The organism is Catellatospora paridis (assembly GCF_009720365.1).
GTDB classification, from domain to species: Bacteria; Actinomycetota; Actinomycetes; order Mycobacteriales; family Micromonosporaceae; genus Catellatospora; species Catellatospora paridis.
In genome coordinates, this window is the sequence record NZ_WBZD01000016.1 from 233192 (window position 1) to 251921 (window position 18730).

The 18730-nt window shown below is 70.6% G+C and carries 20 protein-coding genes; 7 read left to right on the top strand and 13 right to left on the bottom strand.

Annotation, left to right across the window (positions count from 1 at the left end; all coding sequences use genetic code 11):
* Nucleotides 1-2: 2 nt before the first annotated feature.
* From atpA to F9C41_RS30410, 6 genes are all read right to left on the bottom strand, one after another.
* A complete protein-coding gene (gene atpA / locus F9C41_RS30385) occupies nucleotides 3-1634 on the bottom strand; it encodes a F0F1 ATP synthase subunit alpha (protein WP_155390231.1) in 1632 nt (543 codons plus the stop codon).
* A 128-nt stretch (nucleotides 1635-1762) separates the two neighbouring features.
* On the bottom strand, nucleotides 1763-2584 hold the full coding sequence (locus F9C41_RS30390) for a F0F1 ATP synthase subunit delta (protein WP_155390232.1): 822 nt from the start codon (nucleotides 2582-2584) through the stop codon (nucleotides 1763-1765).
* The gene (locus tag F9C41_RS30395) at nucleotides 2584-3129 is read right to left on the bottom strand and encodes a F0F1 ATP synthase subunit B (protein ID WP_155390233.1); all 546 of its coding nucleotides are present in this window, start codon (nucleotides 3127-3129) and stop codon (nucleotides 2584-2586) included. The genes F9C41_RS30390 and F9C41_RS30395 overlap by 1 nt, the downstream gene beginning before the upstream one ends.
* A 72-nt stretch (nucleotides 3130-3201) precedes the next feature.
* Complete coding sequence (gene atpE, locus F9C41_RS30400; protein WP_144120368.1) at nucleotides 3202-3417, bottom strand: ATP synthase F0 subunit C; 216 nt, start codon at nucleotides 3415-3417, stop codon at nucleotides 3202-3204.
* A gap of 135 nt (nucleotides 3418-3552) precedes the next feature.
* Nucleotides 3553-4353: a F0F1 ATP synthase subunit A gene (atpB, locus tag F9C41_RS30405; RefSeq protein ID WP_407924751.1), complete on the bottom strand. Its 801-nt coding sequence runs from the start codon at nucleotides 4351-4353 to the stop codon at nucleotides 3553-3555.
* 28 nt (nucleotides 4354-4381) lie between these two features.
* Nucleotides 4382-4597: an AtpZ/AtpI family protein gene (locus F9C41_RS30410; RefSeq protein WP_144120367.1), complete on the bottom strand. Its 216-nt coding sequence runs from the start codon at nucleotides 4595-4597 to the stop codon at nucleotides 4382-4384.
* A 181-nt stretch (nucleotides 4598-4778) separates the two neighbouring features.
* Here F9C41_RS30410 and F9C41_RS30415 point away from each other — a divergent pair, with 181 nt between their 5' ends.
* A complete protein-coding gene (locus tag F9C41_RS30415) occupies nucleotides 4779-5237 on the top strand; it encodes a hypothetical protein (protein WP_155390234.1) in 459 nt (152 codons plus the stop codon).
* A gap of 76 nt (nucleotides 5238-5313) precedes the next feature.
* On the opposite strand, the gene F9C41_RS30420 is transcribed toward F9C41_RS30415, so the two are convergent.
* The 4 genes from F9C41_RS30420 to prmC all read right to left on the bottom strand — a co-directional run bounded on the left by F9C41_RS30420 (nucleotide 5314) and on the right by prmC (nucleotide 8075).
* On the bottom strand, nucleotides 5314-5718 hold the full coding sequence (locus F9C41_RS30420; RefSeq protein WP_155390235.1) for a hypothetical protein: 405 nt from the start codon (nucleotides 5716-5718) through the stop codon (nucleotides 5314-5316).
* A gap of 93 nt (nucleotides 5719-5811) precedes the next feature.
* The gene (locus F9C41_RS30425) at nucleotides 5812-6414 is read right to left on the bottom strand and encodes an arsenate reductase/protein-tyrosine-phosphatase family protein (protein WP_155390236.1); all 603 of its coding nucleotides are present in this window, start codon (nucleotides 6412-6414) and stop codon (nucleotides 5812-5814) included.
* Nucleotides 6414-7082, bottom strand: coding sequence for an L-threonylcarbamoyladenylate synthase (locus tag F9C41_RS30430; RefSeq protein WP_155390237.1), 669 nt, complete (start codon nucleotides 7080-7082; stop codon nucleotides 6414-6416). The genes F9C41_RS30425 and F9C41_RS30430 overlap by 1 nt, the downstream gene beginning before the upstream one ends.
* 117 nt (nucleotides 7083-7199) lie before the next feature.
* A complete protein-coding gene (gene prmC / locus F9C41_RS30435) occupies nucleotides 7200-8075 on the bottom strand; it encodes a peptide chain release factor N(5)-glutamine methyltransferase (RefSeq protein ID WP_155390238.1) in 876 nt (291 codons plus the stop codon).
* Between the two features lie 105 nt (nucleotides 8076-8180).
* On the opposite strand from prmC, the gene F9C41_RS30440 reads away from it, so the two are divergent.
* The 3 genes from F9C41_RS30440 to F9C41_RS30450 all read left to right on the top strand — a co-directional run bounded on the left by F9C41_RS30440 (nucleotide 8181) and on the right by F9C41_RS30450 (nucleotide 10819).
* The gene (locus F9C41_RS30440; protein ID WP_196280018.1) at nucleotides 8181-9179 is read left to right on the top strand and encodes an ABC transporter ATP-binding protein; all 999 of its coding nucleotides are present in this window, start codon (nucleotides 8181-8183) and stop codon (nucleotides 9177-9179) included.
* Between the two features lie 64 nt (nucleotides 9180-9243).
* The gene (locus F9C41_RS30445) at nucleotides 9244-10029 is read left to right on the top strand and encodes an ABC transporter permease (RefSeq protein ID WP_155390239.1); all 786 of its coding nucleotides are present in this window, start codon (nucleotides 9244-9246) and stop codon (nucleotides 10027-10029) included.
* Nucleotide 10030: 1 nt separating this feature from the next.
* Complete coding sequence (locus F9C41_RS30450; RefSeq protein ID WP_155390240.1) at nucleotides 10031-10819, top strand: ABC transporter permease; 789 nt, start codon at nucleotides 10031-10033, stop codon at nucleotides 10817-10819.
* 43 nt (nucleotides 10820-10862) lie between these two features.
* On the opposite strand, the gene prfA is transcribed toward F9C41_RS30450, so the two are convergent.
* Entirely contained in the window at nucleotides 10863-11951 is a 1089-nt protein-coding gene (gene prfA / locus F9C41_RS30455) for a peptide chain release factor 1 (RefSeq protein ID WP_155390241.1), read from the bottom strand.
* Nucleotides 11952-12035: 84 nt separating this feature from the next.
* Nucleotides 12036-12260, bottom strand: a complete 225-nt coding sequence (rpmE, locus tag F9C41_RS30460; protein ID WP_120318328.1) for a 50S ribosomal protein L31 — start codon at nucleotides 12258-12260, stop codon at nucleotides 12036-12038.
* 184 nt (nucleotides 12261-12444) lie between these two features.
* On the opposite strand from rpmE, the gene F9C41_RS30465 reads away from it, so the two are divergent.
* The 3 genes from F9C41_RS30465 (at nucleotide 12445) to F9C41_RS30475 (ending at nucleotide 15114) form a co-directional block, all read left to right on the top strand.
* On the top strand, nucleotides 12445-13536 hold the full coding sequence (locus tag F9C41_RS30465) for a 2'-5' RNA ligase (protein WP_155390242.1): 1092 nt from the start codon (nucleotides 12445-12447) through the stop codon (nucleotides 13534-13536).
* Nucleotides 13533-14438: a phosphatase domain-containing protein gene (locus tag F9C41_RS30470; protein WP_230690132.1), complete on the top strand. Its 906-nt coding sequence runs from the start codon at nucleotides 13533-13535 to the stop codon at nucleotides 14436-14438. Before F9C41_RS30465 ends, F9C41_RS30470 begins: the two co-directional genes overlap by 4 nt.
* Nucleotides 14439-14526: 88 nt before the next feature.
* On the top strand, nucleotides 14527-15114 hold the full coding sequence (locus tag F9C41_RS30475) for a Uma2 family endonuclease (RefSeq protein ID WP_155390243.1): 588 nt from the start codon (nucleotides 14527-14529) through the stop codon (nucleotides 15112-15114).
* A 135-nt stretch (nucleotides 15115-15249) separates the two neighbouring features.
* Here the strand turns inward: F9C41_RS30475 and F9C41_RS30480 are convergent, their stop codons facing one another.
* Complete coding sequence (locus F9C41_RS30480) at nucleotides 15250-18666, bottom strand: phosphodiester glycosidase family protein (RefSeq protein WP_155390244.1); 3417 nt, start codon at nucleotides 18664-18666, stop codon at nucleotides 15250-15252.
* Between the last annotated feature and the right edge of the window lie 64 nt (nucleotides 18667-18730).

Here is an 18730-nt window from a genome sequence, read left to right on the forward strand (position 1 = left end):
GGCTACTTCTTCTCAGCCACGATGCGGGTGACGGTCTCGGTCTTCTCGTCGCCCTCGAGCGCGTCGGCCTCGACGTCCACGATCGGCTGGTCCTCGACGGGCAGGAAGCCCTTCTTGAACTCGGTGATCAGGGTGTCGAGCTTGGCCGCCACGTCGTCGTCCCAGGTGCCCGACGCGATCGTCTTCAGCACATCGCTGTGCGAGCTGCGCAGGTGCTGCAGGAACTCCGACTCGAAGCGGCGCACGTCGGCGACCGGGATGTCGTCGATCTTGCCCTCGGTGCCGGACCAGATCGAGACGGCCTGCTCCTCCATCGGGTACGGCGAGAAGTTCTGCTGCTTGAGCAGCTCGACCAGCCGGCCGCCCTTCTCCAGCTGGGCCAGCGAGGTCTTGTCCAGGTCCGAGGCGAAAGCCGCGAACGACTCCAGCTCGCGGTACTGGGCCAGGTCCAGACGCAGGCGGCCGGAGACCTTGCGCATCGGCTTGGTCTGCGCCGCGCCACCGACCCGGGAGACGGACGTACCGACGTTGATCGCCGGACGTACACCCGAGTTGAACAGGGACTCCTCGAGGAAGATCTGCCCGTCGGTGATGGAGATGACGTTGGTCGGGATGAACGCCGAGATGTCGCCGGCCTTCGTCTCGATGATCGGCAGACCGGTCATCGAGCCCGCGCCCAGCTCGTCCGACAGCTTCGCGCAGCGCTCCAGCAGGCGCGAGTGCAGGTAGAAGACGTCACCCGGGTAGGCCTCACGGCCCGGCGGGCGGCGCAGCAGCAGCGACACGGCACGGTAGGCCTCGGCCTGCTTGCTCAGGTCGTCGAAGACGATCAGAACGTGCTTGCCGGCGTACATCCAGTGCTGGCCGATGGCCGAACCGGCGTACGGCGACAGGTACTTGAAGCCGGCCGGGTCCGAGGCGGGCGACGCGACGATGGTGGTGTACTCCATCGCGCCGGCCTGCTCCAGCGTGCCCTTGACGGACGCGATGGTGGACGCCTTCTGGCCGATCGCGACGTAGATGCAGCGCACCTGCTTGACCGGGTCGCCGGACTTCCAGTTGTCACGCTGGTTGATGATCGCGTCCAGCGCCACCGAGGTCTTGCCGGTCTTGCGGTCGCCGATGATCAGCTGACGCTGGCCACGGCCGATCGGGGTCATCGCGTCGATGGCCTTGATGCCGGTCGCCAGGGGCTCGTGCACCGACTTGCGGACCATCACGTTCGGAGCCTGCAGCTCCAGCTCGCGGAAGCCCTCGTTGGCGATCTCGCCCAGGCCGTCGATCGGCTCACCCAGCGGGTTCACCACGCGGCCCAGGAACTTGTCGCCCACCGGCACGGAGAGAACGCGGCCGGTGCGCTTGACCGGCTGGCCCTCCTCGATGCCCTCGAAGGCACCCAGAACGACGACACCGATCTCGCGGACGTCGAGGTTCAGCGCGACACCCAGGGTGCCGTCCGCGAACTCCAGCAGCTCGTTGGCCATGGTCGAGGGGAGACCCTCCACCTTGGCGATGCCGTCACCGGCCTCGGTGACGACGCCGACCTCCTCGCGGGAGATCTCGGGCGCGTACGAGGAGACGAAACGCTCAAGCGCTCCACGGATCTCCTCGGACGAGATGGTCAGCTCGGCCATCCTCAGCTTCCTAACGGGTGTCGTGACTGTCAAAAGTCAGGTTCGGTTGCGGTTCTCACGGAGTGCGGTTCGTCCCGGCGCGCCACCGCTCAAGCGGCGCATCCAGGCGTCAGCCGGCCCCCCGGCGCTCACTTTCCGGCGAGCGCGTTGCGGACTGCGGCCAGCCGCCGTGCGATGGTGCCGTCGTAGAGGTCGCTGCCGACCTGCACGCGCAGCCCACCCAGCACCGCGGGGTCGACGGTTACCTTCACCGAGACCTGACGGCCGTAGATGGCGGACAGGGACGAGGCCAGCCGGGCCTCCTCCGCCTCGGTCAGCCCTTCGGCGACCGTGACGTAGGCGACCTGCGCCTCGCGGCGCTCCGCGGCCAGCTCCACCAGGCGGGTGATGCCGTTGCCGAACGTGCGGCCGCCGAAGCCCCGCACCGCCAGCTCCGCCAGGCTCACCGTGACCGGCTTCGCCTTGCCCTGCAGCAGACCCCGGACCAGCTCGGCCCGGCGCGCCACCGGCACGATGAACTCGCCGATCGTGGCGGCCAGCTGCGGGTCGCCGTCGACGATCTGCCCGAAGCGGAACAGCTCGTCCTCGACCTCGTTGAGGTCGCCGGCCTGCTCGGCCGAGGCCAGCAGCGCGTCGACGCCGAGCCGCTCAGCGGCCTCCAGCAGCTCCGACGCGGCCGACCAGCGGCCGGACGCGAGCACCTTCACCAGGTCGACCGTGCTCTGGCCGACCTTGCCCTGCAGCAGGCTCGCGGCGAGTTCGCCGCGCTGCTCGCCCGGACGGGAGGGGTCGGACAGCGCGCGGCGCAGCCGTGGCTCGCGGCCCAGCAGGTCCGCGAAGGACATCAGCTCGTCCGCGATCACCGCGGTGGCCTCGGCGCCGGCGCCCCCAGCGGAGGCCTCCAGCGCCGCCCGGGCCGCGGCGTACGACTCTCGGCTTGCCGCCTGCATCAACGGGCTCCGGCGGTCTCGAGGTCGGCGAGCGCGCGCTCGACGGTGCCACGACGACGGGCCTCGTCCTCCAGCGACTCACCAACGATCTTGCCGGCCAGGCTGACCGCCAGCGAGCCCATCTCGGTACGCAGCTCACGGACGATGCTCGCCCGCTCGCCGGCCAGCTGCTCGCGACCGGCCGCGATGATGCGGTCGGACTCCTCGCGGGCCTTGGCCAGCACGTCGGTGCGGATGCCCTCGGCGTCGGCACGGGCCTCGTCACGGATGCGCGCGGCCTCCGTGCGAGCCTCGGCCAGCTGCGCCTTGTACTGCGACAGCAGTGCCGCGGCCTCGGCCTGAGCCTTCTCCGCCTTGACGAGCCCACCTTCGATGGCCTCGACGCGCTGCTGGAACATGCTCTCCATACGCGGGAACACGAACTTGGTCAGCACGAACAGCAGGACGCCGAAAGCGATGAGGCCGACGATCACCTCAGCCAGCGGCACGCCGAGCACGTTGTAGCCGTGCTCCGCAGGCGCGGGCGCCTCTTGTGCGATGTTCATTGGTCACTCCCCTTCGGCGGTGACCGGCCGTCGCAGGCCGGTCACCGAATCACCCAGCGGATGGCGTCGGCCTCAGGCCGCGGTGTTCAGCGCGAAGGCGAGCACCAGGCCGAGCAGGGCCAGCGCCTCGATGACGGCGAAGCCCATGAACATGTAGGTACGGGTGAGGCCGGCGCTCTCGGGCTGACGCGCGGTCGCCTGGATGTAGGCGGCGAAGACCAGACCCACGCCGATACCCGGGCCGAGCGCGGCGATGCCGTAGCCGATGACGTTAAGGTTGCCGGTCATGTCGGATTCCTCCTGAGTTCGACGCGTGCCAGTCACGCGCACGTTTTTGGTTACAGGTATGAGCGATCTTCAGTTGTGGATCGAAAGCCAGAGTGTGTCGCGCCGTCCGGCGCGGGTGTCTCGGTGCGCCGGAGCTCAGTGCTCTTCGGAGATCGAGCTCTGGAAGTAGGTCGCCGAGAGCAGGGTGAACACATACGCCTGCAGGCTCAGGATGAACAGCTCGAACAGCGTCATCACGATGGCGAACGCCCAGCTGCCCAACGCGGCGGGCTTGAGCAGCAGCGGGCCCGCGTTCCACAGCGCCACACCACCGAGGGTGAACACCAGCAGGATCATGTGGCCGGCGAACATGTTCGCGAAGAGACGGACGGCCAGCGTGATCGGGCGCAGGATCAGGTTCGAGAGGAACTCGATCGGGATCAGGATCGGGTGCACCCACCACGGCACACCCGGCTGCACCGTGGAGTGCTTGAGGTAACCCAGCAGGCCATGCTTCTTGATACCGATGCCGATGTAGATCACCCAGGTCAGCACGGCCAGCACCACCGGGAAGGCCAGGTGCGAGTTCGGGGAGATCTGCGCGAACGGCACGATGCTCCACAGGTTCGTCACGAAGACGAAGCAGAAGACGGTCGCCAGGTACGGCGCGAAGCGCACGCCCTGCGGGCCGATGATGTCGGTGGCGATGTTGTTGCGCACCACGCCGTAGGCCGACTCGGCGAGCCACTGCTTCTTGCTCGGCACCAGCGTGGGGTTGCGGTACGTCACGAGGAAGAAGACGATGATGATGGCCACCGCCATCCAGACCAGGAGGCTCAGCTTGGTGAAAGCCCCGGCCCACATGCTGCCTTCGAGCGACGGAATCAGGGTCTTGTAGTCGAAGACATCCACGCCAGGGGGAAACTCCGAGGCAAGGAAACCCGGCTGCGTAATCAACCTGTCATCCTCCGTCGATCGGGCACGGTCACCCGTCCAGTCTTTTCACGGTCAGATAGACCCCGGCGGCCGCGCCGCCGATCAAACCGATCAACAGCCCGACGTTGGGGAGTCCCAGCCACTTATCGATGAGCCACCCGACCCCTCCCCAGACGAACATTCCGCCGAGGAGATACCCGATGGCCGCCCAACCCGCATCGGCGCCCTCTGCGTGAGGGCGCTTCGGAGGCTGGTCATCGGCCATGACGGGGCGAACAATATCAGCCACCCCCTGCATCGGCCGACGCACCCCCCGTACGCGAGCGATGTTCATCACCAGGTCGACAGCACGTCAACTTCCGCAAGGATGAGATCGATGTTGATTTAACCGCGTCGAACCGCTGAGATGGAGACAACCCTTCGTTCTCCCCCACGGCGGTGCGGCGATGCGCAAGCTCACGATACCCGTAGTTTTCGTGCTGCTCACAGCATTGAGCAGCGGTTGTGAGCCGCGCGGCAACGACGACAGGGAATCGACCAAGCCGGTGCACTGCACGGTCATCGTCGATGGCCCGAAGGCCGACGACGGCCGGGACAACTTCGCCGGCCGCGTGCGCTACCGATGTGCCACGCCGGGTGCAGACCGCCTCGTTTTGAAGATCAAAATCGAGCGCCGGGACGGTGACGCATGGCGCAGTGTGGCCTCCCGCACATACACCCTCAAGGGCAAGGCCACCTACGCCGCCGAACTCAAGTACCAGACCAAGGACCTCAGCATCAGCTGCCGCAGCGGCACCTTCCGCACCGTGGTCGACTGGTCCCGTACCTCCCGCAAGGACACCGAGGGCGACAACCTCATCTCCGGCGCGGTCAAGGACCCCTGCCGCCCGCCGATCTTCGGCTGACCCACCCGCCGGGCCCGGCTGATCATGAGCCGGTGGCACGGCTCGACGCGTGTCGGCGGCACAGGTTCCTGATCGACTACTTCTTCTCGGGCTCGTCGATGTAGGGGATCTTGGCCTGCCAGAGCCACCAGGCATGGCCGAAGGTCCATGCGATCGCGGCGATGCCGATGCCGATCGCCATGGGCTTGAGGCCGGCCCAGCCCGACTTGGCGATCACGGCGAGCACCAGGAACAGCAGGGTGAATTTGACGCCGTACATCAGCAGGCCGACCGACAGCACCATCTTCGGGTTGATCGAATCCGCCCAGGCGATCACGAAACTGGACAGCAGGTAGCTGGCCGCCACCAGGGCCACGCCCGCCAGCACGCCGACCGCGGCCGTCGAGCCGACGGTCAGGTACGCCACCAGCGGCGCCACCACGGCCACCGCCGCGGTGACGCCGAGCATGAACGGCAGGAACTTCAGCCGCTTACCAAGCATTCACGCCTCAAGATCATCAGAATGTTGTGTCAAACGACATGCCGCCCAACCGTGCCACAGGTTAATGATCAACCAAGCGGGGCGTGGGATCGGTCACGGCAGGGGCGGGAGCAGGACCGCGGTGAGGGGGGCGACGGTGGACTGGATCTCGTCGCCGACGCGGGCGAAGACCTGGTCGCCACGGCCCCACGGGTCGTCGAGATCGTCCTTGGCCTGGGCGGGCTCGCCGTTGCGGGCAGCGGCGACGGCCGCGACCAGGGCAACGCCGCGCTCGTACACGGCATCGGGGGTGCGGTCGGCGGCGGGCAGCGTCGACGGGTCGACGGCGGACAGCAGGCGGCCGAACTCGCCGAGCACGAAGGTGCGGTCCGCGGCGTCGGGTCGCAGCGCGACCACGTAGTCGTACTGGTCGGCGGTCGCGGTCAGGATCAGGTCGGCCGCCTCGATGTGCTCCGCGCGCAGCTTGCGGGCGCTGAAGTCGTCGGGCGAGCCGCCGCGCGAGCGCACCTGGCGGGCCGCGGGCGGGTTCATCTCCTCGCCCTCGTGCCAGCCGCCGGTGCCGGCCGAGTGCGAGAGCACCAGATCGGCGCCCACCGGGCCGGCCTGCTCGGTGACCGCCAGCGCCAGCAGGCGCTCGGCCATCGGGGAGCGGCAGATGTTGCCCATGCACACGTGCAGGACGGTGAACGGGGCCATCACGACTCCTCCGGACCCTGGATGTCGTCGGCGACCTCGCGCAGCTGGTCGAGGCTGATCGCCCCGGCACGCAGCACGCGCGGCCGGTCGCCGGTGACGTCCACGATCGTCGACGGCACCGGGCTGGGGCACTCCCCCGCTTCCAGGTACACGCTGACCTTGTAGCTGAGCTGGTCGCGGGCCTGCTCGGCGGTGAGCGCGGCGGCCTGGCCGGTGAGGTTCGCCGAGGAGACGGCCATCGGGCCGGTCTTGCGCAGCACCTCCAGCGCGACGGGGTGCAGCGGCATGCGTACGGCCACCGTGCCGCCGGTCTCGCCGAGGTCCCACTGCAGGCTCGGCGCCTGCTCGACGACGATGGTCAGCGCGCCCGGCCAGAAGGCCTCGACCAGGTCACGGGCCACCGATGGCAGCCGCATCACCAGGCCGTCCAGGGTGTGCCGGGAGCCGACCAGCACCGGTGGCGGCATGTGCCGGCCCCGCCCCTTGGCGCTGAGCAGGTTGGTCACCGCCCAGGGCTTGAAGGCGTCGGCGCCGATGCCGTACACCGTGTCGGTCGGCAGGACCACAAGGTCGCCACTGGATACGGCGTCGATCGCGGCCTGGATCCCCCGGTCACGTTCGACGACGTTGCGGCAGTCGTAGAGCCTCACGGTGAGCCAGTCTGTCATGCGCTGTTCGCATTCGGCACACACGGCTCCCACCCACCGGACAGCAGCGGTCGCCGAGGTCACGACGCAGGTCAACGGAGGCCCTCCGGGCCGACCCGTTAAGAAGGTGCCCTTCCTCTACGCGTAGCGATGTGCAGAGCTGCTGCTCGGCTCGCTGACGCGAGCCGACGATGCCCTTCCTTGCTTCAGGGCGGTGGTGAAGCGGGGGCGGCCGGCCAGGTCGGGGTGGGTGGTGACGGCGTGCCAGCCGGTGAGGAGGGCGGCCATGGCTTCGGTATGGGTGTCGTCGTGCTCGATGCCGAGGCGGCCGCCGTCGCGGAGCACCTCGGCGGCGCGGGCGATGATCACGGGGATGAGGTCGAGGCCGTGCTCGCCGGAGAAGACCGCCTCGGCGGGGTCGTGCACGACCTCGGGGGGCACCGCCACGGACAGCGGCACGTAGGGCGGGTTGCACAGGACCAGGTCGGCCGGGGTGGGCAGCGCGACGTCGCGGACGTCGCCGGGGATCACCTCGACCTGTGTCCCGGCGACGTTGCGGCGCAGCCAGGGCAGGGCGTCGTCGCTGCGTTCGACGGCGTACACGGTCGCGTCGGGGCGGGCGTCGGCCAGCGCGACGGCCAGCGCGCCGGATCCGCTGCACAGGTCCAGGGCGACCGGTTCGGCCACCCCGCGCAGGGACTCGATCCCCCAGCGGGCCAGCAGCTCGGTCTCCGGACGCGGGATGAACACGCCGGGCCCGACCAGCAGCTCGCGGTCGAGGAACGGGGCGGTGCCGGTCAGGTGCTGCAACGGCACCCGCTCGGCGCGACGGCGTACCAGCTCGACCAGGGCCTCGGCCTGCGGCTCGGTGACGTCGTCGATCAGCAGGAGGCGGCCGCGGACGACCCCGAGCACGTGCGCGGCGAGCAGCTCCGCCTCGACCCGGGGCGAGTCGATCCCGGCCGCGGCGAGCCGGGCGGCGGCGGCGCGGAGCTGGGCGGAGAGCACGGGCACCCGCTCAACCTAGCGGCTTCGGCGAAGGAGCCGGCCGGGCCCCGCGCCGGGACGGTCGGCGAGAATCCGGTTGACCCCTCGGGAGCACGCTGAGATGGTCGGCCCATGTCATTGGTGGAGGCCCGTGGGCTGACGAAGATCTTCCGTCGGCCGGAGAAGGATCCGGGTCTTCGCGGCTCGCTGAAACATCTGGTGCAGCGGAGGTTCAAGGACTTCCGGGCGGTGGACGGCATCGACCTGTCCATCGAGGCGGGCGAATCGGTGGCGTACGTGGGGCCCAACGGCGCGGGCAAGTCGACGACGATCAAGCTGCTCACCGGCATCCTGGTGCCGACCGCGGGCACGGTGCGGGTGGCCGGGGCCGAGCCGCACACCGACCGAATGGTCAACGCCCGCAACATCGGCGTGCTGTTCGGCCAGCGCACCCAGCTGTGGTGGGACCTGCCGGTCCGCGAGTCGCTGGCCCTGCTGCGCGACATGTACGACCTGAGCCCCGCCTTCTACAAGCAGCGCCTGGAACGCCTCGACGAGGTGCTCGGCCTCGCCGACCTGCTGCCCGTGGTGGCCCGCAAACTGTCGCTCGGCCAGCGCATGCGCGCCGACCTGGCCGCGGCACTGCTGCACCAGCCGAAGATCGTCTACCTGGACGAGCCGACCATCGGGCTCGACATCTCGGTCAAGGACCGGGTCCGGCAGTTCCTGCGCGAGCTGCGCCAGGACGGCACCACGCTGATGCTGACCACCCATGACCTGGGCGACATCGAGGACGTGTGCGAGCGGATCGTCATCATCGACGAGGGCCGCAAGATCTTCGACGGTCCGCTGGCGCAGATGAAGGACCGCTTCGCCCGGGTACGCCGGATGCACCTGCAGCTGGCCGAGCCGACCCCGGTCGAGAAGCTCGCCGAGCGGCTGCCCGACGTCGAGGTGATCGCGGGCGACAGCCCGACCGAGGTCACCGTCACCTTCGACCGGTTCACCCACACCGCCGGGCAGATCATCGCCGGGGTGCTGGACGTCGTCGAGGTCGGCGAACTGCACCTGGACGAACCGGCCATCGAGGACGTGGTCCGCAAGGTCTACGCCGGGGAGCTGCTGCGATGAGCGAGCGCAGCGAGCGAATCATGACCCCGGTCCATGCCGCCGACGAGCGCAGCGAGGAGAAGGCATGAGGCCTTATCTGGGGCTGCTGCGGATGTCGACGCGACGCATCCTCACCTACCGGCTGAACTCGCTGATCCTGTGGATCGGTGGCGCGACCTTCCTCGCAGGCTCGCTCGCGGTGTGGCATGCACTGCTGTCTCAGGGCGCGATCGGCGGCTACGACTGGGACCAGATGAAGGCCTACCTGCTGGTGGGCTGGGCGACCGCGTCCATCGGCTCGGCGTACGGCGACTGGTGGATGGCCTCGCGCATCTTCGACGGCCACGTGGCCACCGACTTGACCAAGCCGCTGGACTACCAGTGGGCCCGGTTCAGCGAGCACATGGGCGGGCTGGCCACGGAGTTCATCGCGATCGCCATCGCGGCGACCGCGATCGTCACCTTCACCGGTGGGCTGGTGGTGCCCGGCCCGGGGCAGGCGCTGCTGTTCGCGGTGAGCTTCCTGCTGGTCGCGCCGCTGAAGTTCACCATCGCGTACATCACCACGATGGCGTGCTTCTGGACGCAGAACTTCATGGGCGTCTCCTGGGCCAAGGACGCGGTCGTCACGCTGTTCTCCGGCGCGCTGATCCCGCTGGCGCTGCTGCCGGCGTGGCTGGCGGGCCCGGCCGCGGTGCTGCCGTTCGCCAGCATCACCGCCACCCCCGCCGCGCTCTACCTGGGCCAGGCCACCGGCTGGGAGGCGCTGCGGCTGCTGGCCGTGCAGGCCGCCTGGGTGCTGGTGCTGTGGTGGGGCGCCCGGCTCATCTGGCGGCGCGCACTGCGCGCCCTGACCGTCCACGGAGGCTGATGTGCGCCGCACGCTGCGGATCTACCGGCGCAGCCTGGGCGCTCACCTGCGCGCGGTGCTGGAGTACGAGGCCGACTTCTGGGTGCTCATCGTCGCCGGGCTGCTGTTCCAGGTGCTCAACCTGATTTTCCTCAGCGCCGTCTTCGCCCACGTGCCCGCTCTCAACGGCTGGTCGTACCCGGAGGCGGTGCTGCTCGCCGGAACCTACGGTTTCGTCAACGGCCTGGGCCCGCTCTTCTTCGAGGGCACCTGGCGGCTCGCCGGGAAGATCAACCACGGTGAGCTGGACTACCCGCTCACCCGGCCCGCTCCGGTGCTGGTCCAGGTGGTCAGCGGCGGGATCGGCCTGCACGGCGTCGGCGACCTCATCGGCGGCGGCGCGATGATCGGCTGGGGCCTGGCCCACTCCGACATCGACTGGAGCCCCGCCCGGATCGGCGGCGGACTGCTGCTCCTGGCCTCCAGCGCCACCATCCTGCTGTCGCTGATCGTGGTGGGCAACGCGGCGTCGTTCTGGGTCGGCGGCAACCACCCCGTCTTCGCGATGACCCTGATCCGCACCGGCGACATGGCCAAGTACCCGCTCAGCATCTACGGCGTGGCGGTCCGCGCGACCTTCACCGTGCTGGTCCCGTACGCCTTCATCAGCTTCTTCCCCGCCTCCTGGCTGCTGGGCAAGGAATCCGCCTGGATCGGCCTGCTGACCCCGCTGGTCGCCCTCTACTGCGTCTACCTGGCCCGCCTCGTCTTCCGCCTGGGCCTGCGCCGCTACGACTCCGCCGGCCACTGACCCACGGCTCCCCCGTGTCCCGCGAGATCTTCGGGATCGCGGGTCAGGAGCGGGAGAGTTCGGTCTCGCCGGCGAGGCGGGCGGTGCGGTCGGCGGTGGTGAGGGCTTCGAGGACGCCGTCCATGTCGCCGCCGATGGCGAGGTCGAGGTTGTAGGCGGTGTAGCCGATGCGGTGATCGGTGATGCGGTTCTGGGGGTAGTTGTAGGTGCGGATGCGCTCGCTGCGGTCGACGGTGCGGATCTGCGCCTTGCGGGCGTCGGCGGCGGCCGCCTGGGCCTGCTCCTCGGCCAGCTGGGCGAGTTTGGCGCGCAGCATGCGCATCGCCTTGTCCTTGTTCTGCAGCTGGGAGCGCTCGTTCTGGCAGGTCACCACCGTGCCGGTGGGGATGTGCGTGATGCGCACGGCCGAGTCGGTGGTGTTGACGGACTGGCCGCCCGCGCCCTGGGAGCGGTAGACGTCGATCCGCAGGTCGCCGGTGTCGATCTCGACCTCGGTGTCCTCGGCCTCGGGCATGACCAGCACGCCCGCGGCGGAGGTGTGGATGCGGCCCTGGGACTCGGTGGCGGGGACGCGCTGCACGCGGTGCACGCCGCCCTCCCACTTCAGCCGGGACCAGACGCCGTTGCCGCCGTCGGGCACGCCGCGGGTCTTGATCGCGACCGAGACGTCCTTGACGCCGCCGAGGTCGGAGTCCTGCGAGTCGAGGACCTCGGTGATCCAGCCGCGGCGCTCGGCGTAGCGCAGGTACATGCGCAGTAGGTCGCCCGCGAACAGCGCCGACTCCTCGCCGCCCTCGCCGGACTTGATCTCCAGGATCACGTCCTTGGCGTCGTTGGGGTCCCGCGGCGCGAGCAGCTCGGCGAGCTTCTCCTCCAGCTCCGGCAGGCGCTGCTCCATGGCTGCCGCCTCGGCCGCGAAGTCCGGGTCGACCGCGGCCAGCTCGTGCGCGGCCGCCAGATCGGCCCGCGCCGCGTCCAGCTCGTGCGCCGTCTTGTGGATCGGGGTGAGCTCGGCGAAGCGCCGGCCGACCTTGCGTGCGGCGGCCTGGTCGGCGTGGATCGACGGATCCGCCAGCCGCGCCTCCAGCTCCGCGTACTCGGCCAGCAGCGCGGTGAGCCGTTCGTTACTCATGTCCGAATCCTCACTCGACAGCGGTAGGACCTGCAACAGCACAACGCCCGCCCCGTGTGCACGGAGCGGGCGTCGTCACGACAGCTACTTGGCGTCCTTCTTGGCGACCTTGGCGTACTTGGCCTGGAACTTGGCCACCCGGCCGGCCGTGTCCATGACGCGCTGCTTGCCCGTGTAGAACGGGTGGCAGGCGCTGCAGGTCTCAGCGTGGATCGAACCGCCCTTGGCGGTGCTGCGGGTGGTGAAGGTGCTGCCACAGGAGCAGGTGACGGTGGTCTCGTTGTACTGCGGGTGAATACCGGACTTCATAGTCACGGTCCTTTCGTTTTCATGGGCGCTGGGTCGCTGTCAACACCGCCGGACGCTCGTCCGGACGGCTCGGGCGTGAACCAGTCCCGGTGGCCGACTGACCAGTATGCCATCCACCTCGTTCGCGATCTTCAGCGGCTAACTCGGCTGCGTTTCGCGAGGAAGTCTCGTAGCGTCACCGGCCATGTCCCCCACCACAACAACGACCCTCGCCGCTGTCTTCCCGCCCGGTGCGCTGGACCGCGCCATGGCCGAGGGCCTCGTCCGCGCGCAGGTACACCCGGAGCTGCCGCTCACGATCTACAACTACACGGAGAAGTGCACCTACGCGAACCTGTGGGACGAGGTGACGCTCGCGTGCCGTGGGTTGATCAGTGATGCCGGTGGGACGGTGCTGGCGCGGCCGCTGGTGAAGTTCTTCAACCACGGGCAGCCGGGCGCGGCCGTGATCGGGCTGGACGAGCCGGTGGTGGTGACCGACAAGGCCGACGGCTCGCTGGGCATCGTCTACCCGACGCCGGACGGCCCGGCCGTGGCCACCCGCGGCTCGTTCGCCTCGGACCAGGCCCGCCACGCGACGGCGCTGCTGCGCGAGCGCTACCCGCACTGGACGCCGCCCGCGGGGCTGACCGTGCTCGTGGAGATCATCTACCCGGGCAACCGGATCGTGGTCGACTACGGAGGCATGAACGACCTGATGCTGCTCGGCGCGGTGGAGATCGCGACGGGGCGCTCGTTCCCGCCGGGCGCGGTGGCCGACTGGCCGGGTCCGATGGTGGAGACGTTCACGTACCCGACGTTCGAGCAGGCGCTGACCGCGCCCGCCCGGCCCGGCCGCGAGGGCCTGGTCGTGCACGCGCCGGCCGCCGACGTCCGTGTGAAGATCAAGTACGAGGAGTACGTGCACCTGCACCGCATCGTCACCGGTCTGAGCGCCCGTGGCGTCTGGGCGGCACTCGGCGAGGGCGCGACGGTCGCCGAGATCGCCGAGCCGCTGCCCGACGAGTTCCACGGCTGGGTCACCGAGCTGGCCGCCCGCCTCACCACCGGCCTGGCCGAGCTGGAGAAGCAGGTCGCCCAGGCACACGACGAGATCATGGAAGGGCTGCCCGACGGCTGGACGCGCAAGGACTACGCCATGGTCGCGGGCCGGCACCCGCTGCGCGGCTACCTGTTCGCGCACCTGGACGGCAAGCCGTACCGCCGCCAGCTCTGGGAGGAACTGAAGCCCGACGGCGACGAGCGACCGCACGGCCGTACCTTCGACGACGAATGACCACGACGGGAGTGAACGCGATGCCCACCCTCACCATCACCCGCGGGCTGCCCGGCTCGGGCAAGACCACCTGGGCCAAGGAGCAGCCCGGCGTCCGGGTGAACCGCGACGACCTGCGGCGCATGCTGCACGGCGGCAACCTCGGTCAGGGCTGGGCGGAGCGGCAGGTCACCGTTGCGCAGCGGGCCCAGGTCGAGGCGCTGCTGAAGGCGGGCGCGGACGTGATCTGCGACGACACCAATCTGCGCGCCCGGGTCGTGCGCGAGCTGGCCGACCTCGCGATCGACTGCGGCGCGTCGGTGGCCCTGCGCGACTTCACCGACGTGCCGCTGGCCGTCTGCCTGGAGCGCGACGCGGCCCGCCCCGAGGGCGAGCGGGTCGGCGCCGAGGTGATCGAGAGCATGCACGAGCGCTTTCTCACCGGCCGCCGGGAGCCGCTGGTGCTGCCCTCGCCCGGCCCGCGTCTGCTCTACCAGCCGCGCCCGGACCTGCCCCGGGCGGTGCTGGTCGACCTCGACGGCACGGTCGCGCTGATGGGCGACCGCAGCCCGTACGACCACACCCGCGTCCACCTCGACCTGCCGCACCAGCCGGTGATCGACGCGGTCCGCGCCCTGCACGCCGCGGGCCACGCGATCGTCTACTGCTCCGGCCGCGTCGACGCCTGCCGCGAGTCCACCGCCGCCTGGCTGGACAAGCACGTCGGCGTGCCGTACGCGGCGCTGCTCATGCGGGCCACCGGCGACCAGCGCAAGGACTCCGTGGTCAAGCGCGAGATCTTCGAGAACCGGATCCGCGACGCCTGGTACGTCGTCGCCGTCCTGGACGACCGCAACCAGGTCGTCCGCATGTGGCGCGACCTCGGCCTCACCGTCTTCCAGGTCGCCGAGGGCAACTTCTGACCCGAAGGAAGGGCATCGTCACATTGCTATAGGTAATGGAAGGTGCCCTTCCTAACATGGATGGACAGACATCGGTCGAGAGGACGAGATGACGAGGCCGTCGCCGAAGGTCGCCCAGGACGGGGCGCACATCACGCTGCCGAGCGCGGTGACGGTAACCCCTGACGAGTACGACGCCCTGCCCCCGGATCCCCGGATCGAGCTCGTGGACGGAGTGCTGCACGTCATGACTCCCCCGACAGCCCGGCATCAGATCGTCATGATGAGGCTCGTGAACAGCCTGCTCCGCCGGTGCCCGGAGCACCTGACCGCGCTGCACGAGCAGGAGATCCGCATCGCCGACGACCACCGGCGCAACCCCGACGTGCTGGTGGTGCGCCGGGACGCGGTGAACCTCGACTGGTTCAGCTTCCCGCCCAAGGCCGTGCTGCTCGCCGTCGAGATCGTCAGCCCCGGCACGCAGACCGCCGACCGCAAGCACAAGCACGCCGAGTACGCCGACGCCGGCATCCCCTGCTACTGGCGCATCGAGCCGCTGCCCGAACTCGTGGTGCACACCTACCAGCTCGACGAGACCGACGTGTACGAGTCCACCGGCGTCTTCCACCCCGGCGACCGCATCTCGGTCCCCCGCCTCGACTGGGCCACCATCCCCGTCACCGAACTCATCCCCTGACCCCGGCCTGACACGCCGCGCCGGCCGACCCGCCGGCTCCTGTCCGCGCACTGCTTCCCCAGCCCGGCCGGGGTTCCGGTCCGGGCTGGGGAAGCGCCGCGGTGGGCGGGACCCCCGTGCGGCTGGGTGAGGTGATCAGGCCACGGTGACCGTCGCGGTGGCGGTCACGCCGTTCACGGTCACGGTCAGCGTGGCTGTGCCCCGGCGCAGGGCCGTGAGCTGTCCGGTCGCCGGGTCGTACGCGGCGACCGCGGCACGGGGAGCCGTCCGGGCCGGGCCGATGTGGACCGTGCCCGCCCAGTCCGCGGAGACCGGGTAGGCCACCGGCACGGCGCGTCCGGCCTGGGTGACCGCCGCCGACACCGGACCGGCCGTGCCGACCGCCAGCGTCGCGGGCGCGCTGAGGTCCAGCGTGTCCACGTGCGGGCGGATCTCGGCGTGGAACCAGTCCGCGACCCCCGCCTGCGGGAACAGCCGCGGCACCAGCCACTCCAGCGGACTGACCGGGTCGACGCCGATCATGGTCCAGCCGGTGAAGCCGCCCTCGGCGGGCGAGGTGGACGGGGCCTTGCCCGAGTTCCCGTTGATCAGGTACGGCACCCCGTCGACCTTGCTGGCCGCGAACGTGCCGACGTGGCTGTTCACCATGGCCGCGCCCTTGCCCGAGGCCCGCTGGAAGTCGGCCAGCCAGCGCTCCACGGTGGCCACCTCCTTCGCCTCGGCCAGCTCGCTGGCCTGCACCGGGGTGGGGTCGCGGGGCGGGTGGTGGAAGAAGACCGCGACCGAACCGATCGCCGGGTCGGCGGCCGCCTCGTCGAGCGCCTGCCGCAGCATCAGCACCTGGTCGAAGCCGCCGCCGCGCAGCGTGCCCTTGGAGGAGTCGAGCATGACGAAGCGGGTGCCCCGGTGGTCGACGACGCGGTGGGTGTCGCCGAACACGGCCCGCCAGTTGTCCAGGTTGCCGGGTCCCATGATCTCGTGGTTGCCGGGCACGTAGTAGTACGGCAGCGTGCCGCCCAGTTCCTCGTCGAGGATCTGCTTGGCCAGCGCGATGTCGGCCGGGGCGGCCTCGTCGACGAAGTCGCCGTTGATCACGAGGAAGTCCGGCCCGGCCGCCTTGATCTCGCGCAGCGTGCGCCGGGCGTTGCGGACCAGCTCGCTGTCGGGGTTGCGGGCCACGAACTGGGCGTCGGACATGACCGCGAAGCGCCACTTCTCGTCCGCGGCGGCACCGTCGCGGATCACGAAGTCACGCTCGTACGCCGGGTCGGCCGGCACGTCGATGGTGGCGGGCAGCTTGACGGCGAGATCGTCGATGACGATCGCGTCGGTGTAGGAGGCCTCCGGTTTGACCTCGGCGGGGTAGAACCAGCGGAACTTCAGCGGGTGCTGCAGTCCGGCCGGCACCGGGAACTCGATCTTCTGCCAGCCGGTGCCGGTGAGGTACGGCCCGCTGAACGCGGGGACGAGCGCGCCGGTGGCGTCGTACACCTGCAACCGTGCCCACTCACCGCGCCCGGCCTCCGGGTTGACCCACATGCTCACCGCGAGCGGCTGCCCGGGCAGTTCGATCAGCGCCGGCGGGGTCGCGTACGACGTGCGCGTGCCGGTGGACTGCGTGAAGTCGTACGACATGCGCAGGCCCAGCCCCTCGTGGCCCGGCACGGCGGAGACCGCGCAGGTCGCGCGGGCGGTGGTGCACTTCCAGGCGGCGGCGTCGTCGAAGTTCGCGACGACCACCTCGCGCGAGCCGACGGTGATGCCCACCCGGGTCGCCTTCCCGTCGACCTCCAGCTCGACGACGGTGCCGCCGTCGGCCTTGCCGGTGACCCGGAAGCCGCCCGCGCCGTCCGGGACGATGTCCACGATCGACGTGTCGTAGCTCAGCTTCACCTCGTCGGCTTCGATCGGCGCGCTCAGCGCGTCCCGGTCGAAGCCGAGCACGCCGAAGCCGCCGGTGCGGCCCGCCCCGGCCAGCGACAGCCGGCCCGTGGTCGGGCTGATCCGCTCCAGCCGGTTCAGCACGGTCATGGTGAGCTGCCCGGACGCCGACCCGCGGGACGCGGTGACGGTCGCCGTGCCCGGCAGCAGCCCGCGGAACGACCCGTCGGTGACCCGCCCGGCGAGCGAGGGGAACACCTTCCAGGACGGGGTGCCCGCGGCGGGCCCGTAGGTCTCGTCGTACCCGGCCGCGGTCAGCCGCCGGGAGTGCCCGGGGAACACCCGGTCGGGCCGCCCGCCGCGTACGTCGTTGAGCGTCGGGGCGGTCATCGGCGCGGTCGCGGTCTCCACCCAGAAGCCGTGCAGCCGCCCGCTGCCGACCGGCGAGAGCACCGCCAGGCCGTTGGGCGTGGGCCGCTCGCTGCCGTCGGACGGCGCGTTCTCGAGCTGCGGCACGGCGGTGCCGGGCTCACGGGCCAGCAGCGTCGACGAGCCGCCGCCGTCGAGGTTGAGCGCGTCGTGCGCGCCCAGGCGCTGCATCGTCACGGCCAGGTCGCGCAGGGTCAGCCCGTGGCTGTCGGCCTGTCGCCCGTCCACCGTGAGCAGGTACATCTTCGTGCCGGTGGCGTCGAAGCCGACGGCGGTGCGCGGGTTGTCGGTGTCGACGGCCGCCTCGCCGGTGACCTGGCCGTCGCGCAGCAGCCAGACGTTGCCGCCGATGGCCGTCGTCAGCTCCGCCCCGTCCGAGCTGCGCGGCCGGTAGGCGACCGTGACCCGGGTGCCGGGGGTCAGCGCGGCCAGCGCGTCCGCGCCCGCCTCGCGGCCCAGCAGCACCTGGGTGCCCTCGGCGATGGGGCCGCTGCCCGGCGTCGTCGAGACCGACTCGACCACGCCGTCGCGCAGCACGACCTCGGTGGTCCGGCTCGCGCCGGTCACCGGCCGGGCGCGGCTGAAGTCGCCCCACTGGCCGGTGAACACGCCGACCGCGTTCGCGCCCAGGGCGTGGGTGTTGAAGCCGGTGAGCGCGATCGGCGCGCCGCCGTCGGGCGTGGCGGTGCCCTCGAAGTACACCTCCACCAGGCGGCCCACGTCACCGGAGGTGAAGCCGACGGCCTTGTGGTGCCCGGTGAGCGGGGCCTGGATCAGCTCGCCGCCCTGGATGCCGACGCCCTGCGCCGCGCCCGAGTTGTTGATGTCGAAGAAGTCGCCGTTGACCGCGCCGACGACTCGCTTGTCGGCGCGGGCGGCCAGCTGCTGCGACAGCGGCTGGGTGGCGGCCACCGCGCCCGGGAACACGTAGTCGACGGTGGCGCTGCCGGACAGGTCCACGGTGAGCGCGTCGGCACGCAGGAAGCCGCGGGCGTCGTACCGGTCGAAGGAGGTCAGCGTGACGCCGGGGGCGACCGGCCGGGTGCTGGTCGGGGTGTCCACGTAGTCGGGACCGGTCACGACGTCGCCGTCCGGGCCCGTTCCGGCCGTACCGAGCAGCGTGTACACGGAGCCGGCGGCGGGCAGGGCCGCCGCGGCAGGCTGCGGCAGGGCCGTGGCGGCGGTCGCGCTGAGCGCGGTCAGAGCTATGAGCAGGGGGTGTATCCGCCTTCGCGAAGGCACGGTTCCTCCCGGGGGTGTGGGGTGCTGCCGCCAGTGCAGTCCCCTCCGGAGAGGCGCGCGCGGC

What these genes read in the sequence shown, in the direction of transcription:
- atpA (WP_155390231.1), bottom strand. Translation starts at nt 1,634, where the DNA reads ATGGCCGAGCTGACCATCTCGTCCGAGGAGATCCGTGGAGCGCTTGAG.
- F9C41_RS30390 (WP_155390232.1), bottom strand. Translation starts at nt 2,584, where the DNA reads ATGCAGGCGGCAAGCCGAGAGTCGTACGCCGCGGCCCGGGCGGCGCTG.
- F9C41_RS30395 (WP_155390233.1), bottom strand. Translation starts at nt 3,129, where the DNA reads ATGAACATCGCACAAGAGGCGCCCGCGCCTGCGGAGCACGGCTACAAC.
- atpE (WP_144120368.1), bottom strand. Translation starts at nt 3,417, where the DNA reads ATGACCGGCAACCTTAACGTCATCGGCTACGGCATCGCCGCGCTCGGC.
- F9C41_RS30410 (WP_144120367.1), bottom strand. Translation starts at nt 4,597, where the DNA reads ATGGCCGATGACCAGCCTCCGAAGCGCCCTCACGCAGAGGGCGCCGAT.
- F9C41_RS30415 (WP_155390234.1), top strand. Translation starts at nt 4,779, where the DNA reads ATGCGCAAGCTCACGATACCCGTAGTTTTCGTGCTGCTCACAGCATTG.
- F9C41_RS30420 (WP_155390235.1), bottom strand. Translation starts at nt 5,718, where the DNA reads ATGCTTGGTAAGCGGCTGAAGTTCCTGCCGTTCATGCTCGGCGTCACC.
- F9C41_RS30425 (WP_155390236.1), bottom strand. Translation starts at nt 6,414, where the DNA reads ATGGCCCCGTTCACCGTCCTGCACGTGTGCATGGGCAACATCTGCCGC.
- F9C41_RS30430 (WP_155390237.1), bottom strand. Translation starts at nt 7,082, where the DNA reads ATGACAGACTGGCTCACCGTGAGGCTCTACGACTGCCGCAACGTCGTC.
- F9C41_RS30440 (WP_196280018.1), top strand. Translation starts at nt 8,181, where the DNA reads ATGTCATTGGTGGAGGCCCGTGGGCTGACGAAGATCTTCCGTCGGCCG.
- F9C41_RS30445 (WP_155390239.1), top strand. Translation starts at nt 9,244, where the DNA reads ATGAGGCCTTATCTGGGGCTGCTGCGGATGTCGACGCGACGCATCCTC.
- prfA (WP_155390241.1), bottom strand. Translation starts at nt 11,951, where the DNA reads ATGAGTAACGAACGGCTCACCGCGCTGCTGGCCGAGTACGCGGAGCTG.
- rpmE (WP_120318328.1), bottom strand. Translation starts at nt 12,260, where the DNA reads ATGAAGTCCGGTATTCACCCGCAGTACAACGAGACCACCGTCACCTGC.
- F9C41_RS30465 (WP_155390242.1), top strand. Translation starts at nt 12,445, where the DNA reads ATGTCCCCCACCACAACAACGACCCTCGCCGCTGTCTTCCCGCCCGGT.
- F9C41_RS30470 (WP_230690132.1), top strand. Translation starts at nt 13,533, where the DNA reads ATGACCACGACGGGAGTGAACGCGATGCCCACCCTCACCATCACCCGC.
- F9C41_RS30475 (WP_155390243.1), top strand. Translation starts at nt 14,527, where the DNA reads ATGACGAGGCCGTCGCCGAAGGTCGCCCAGGACGGGGCGCACATCACG.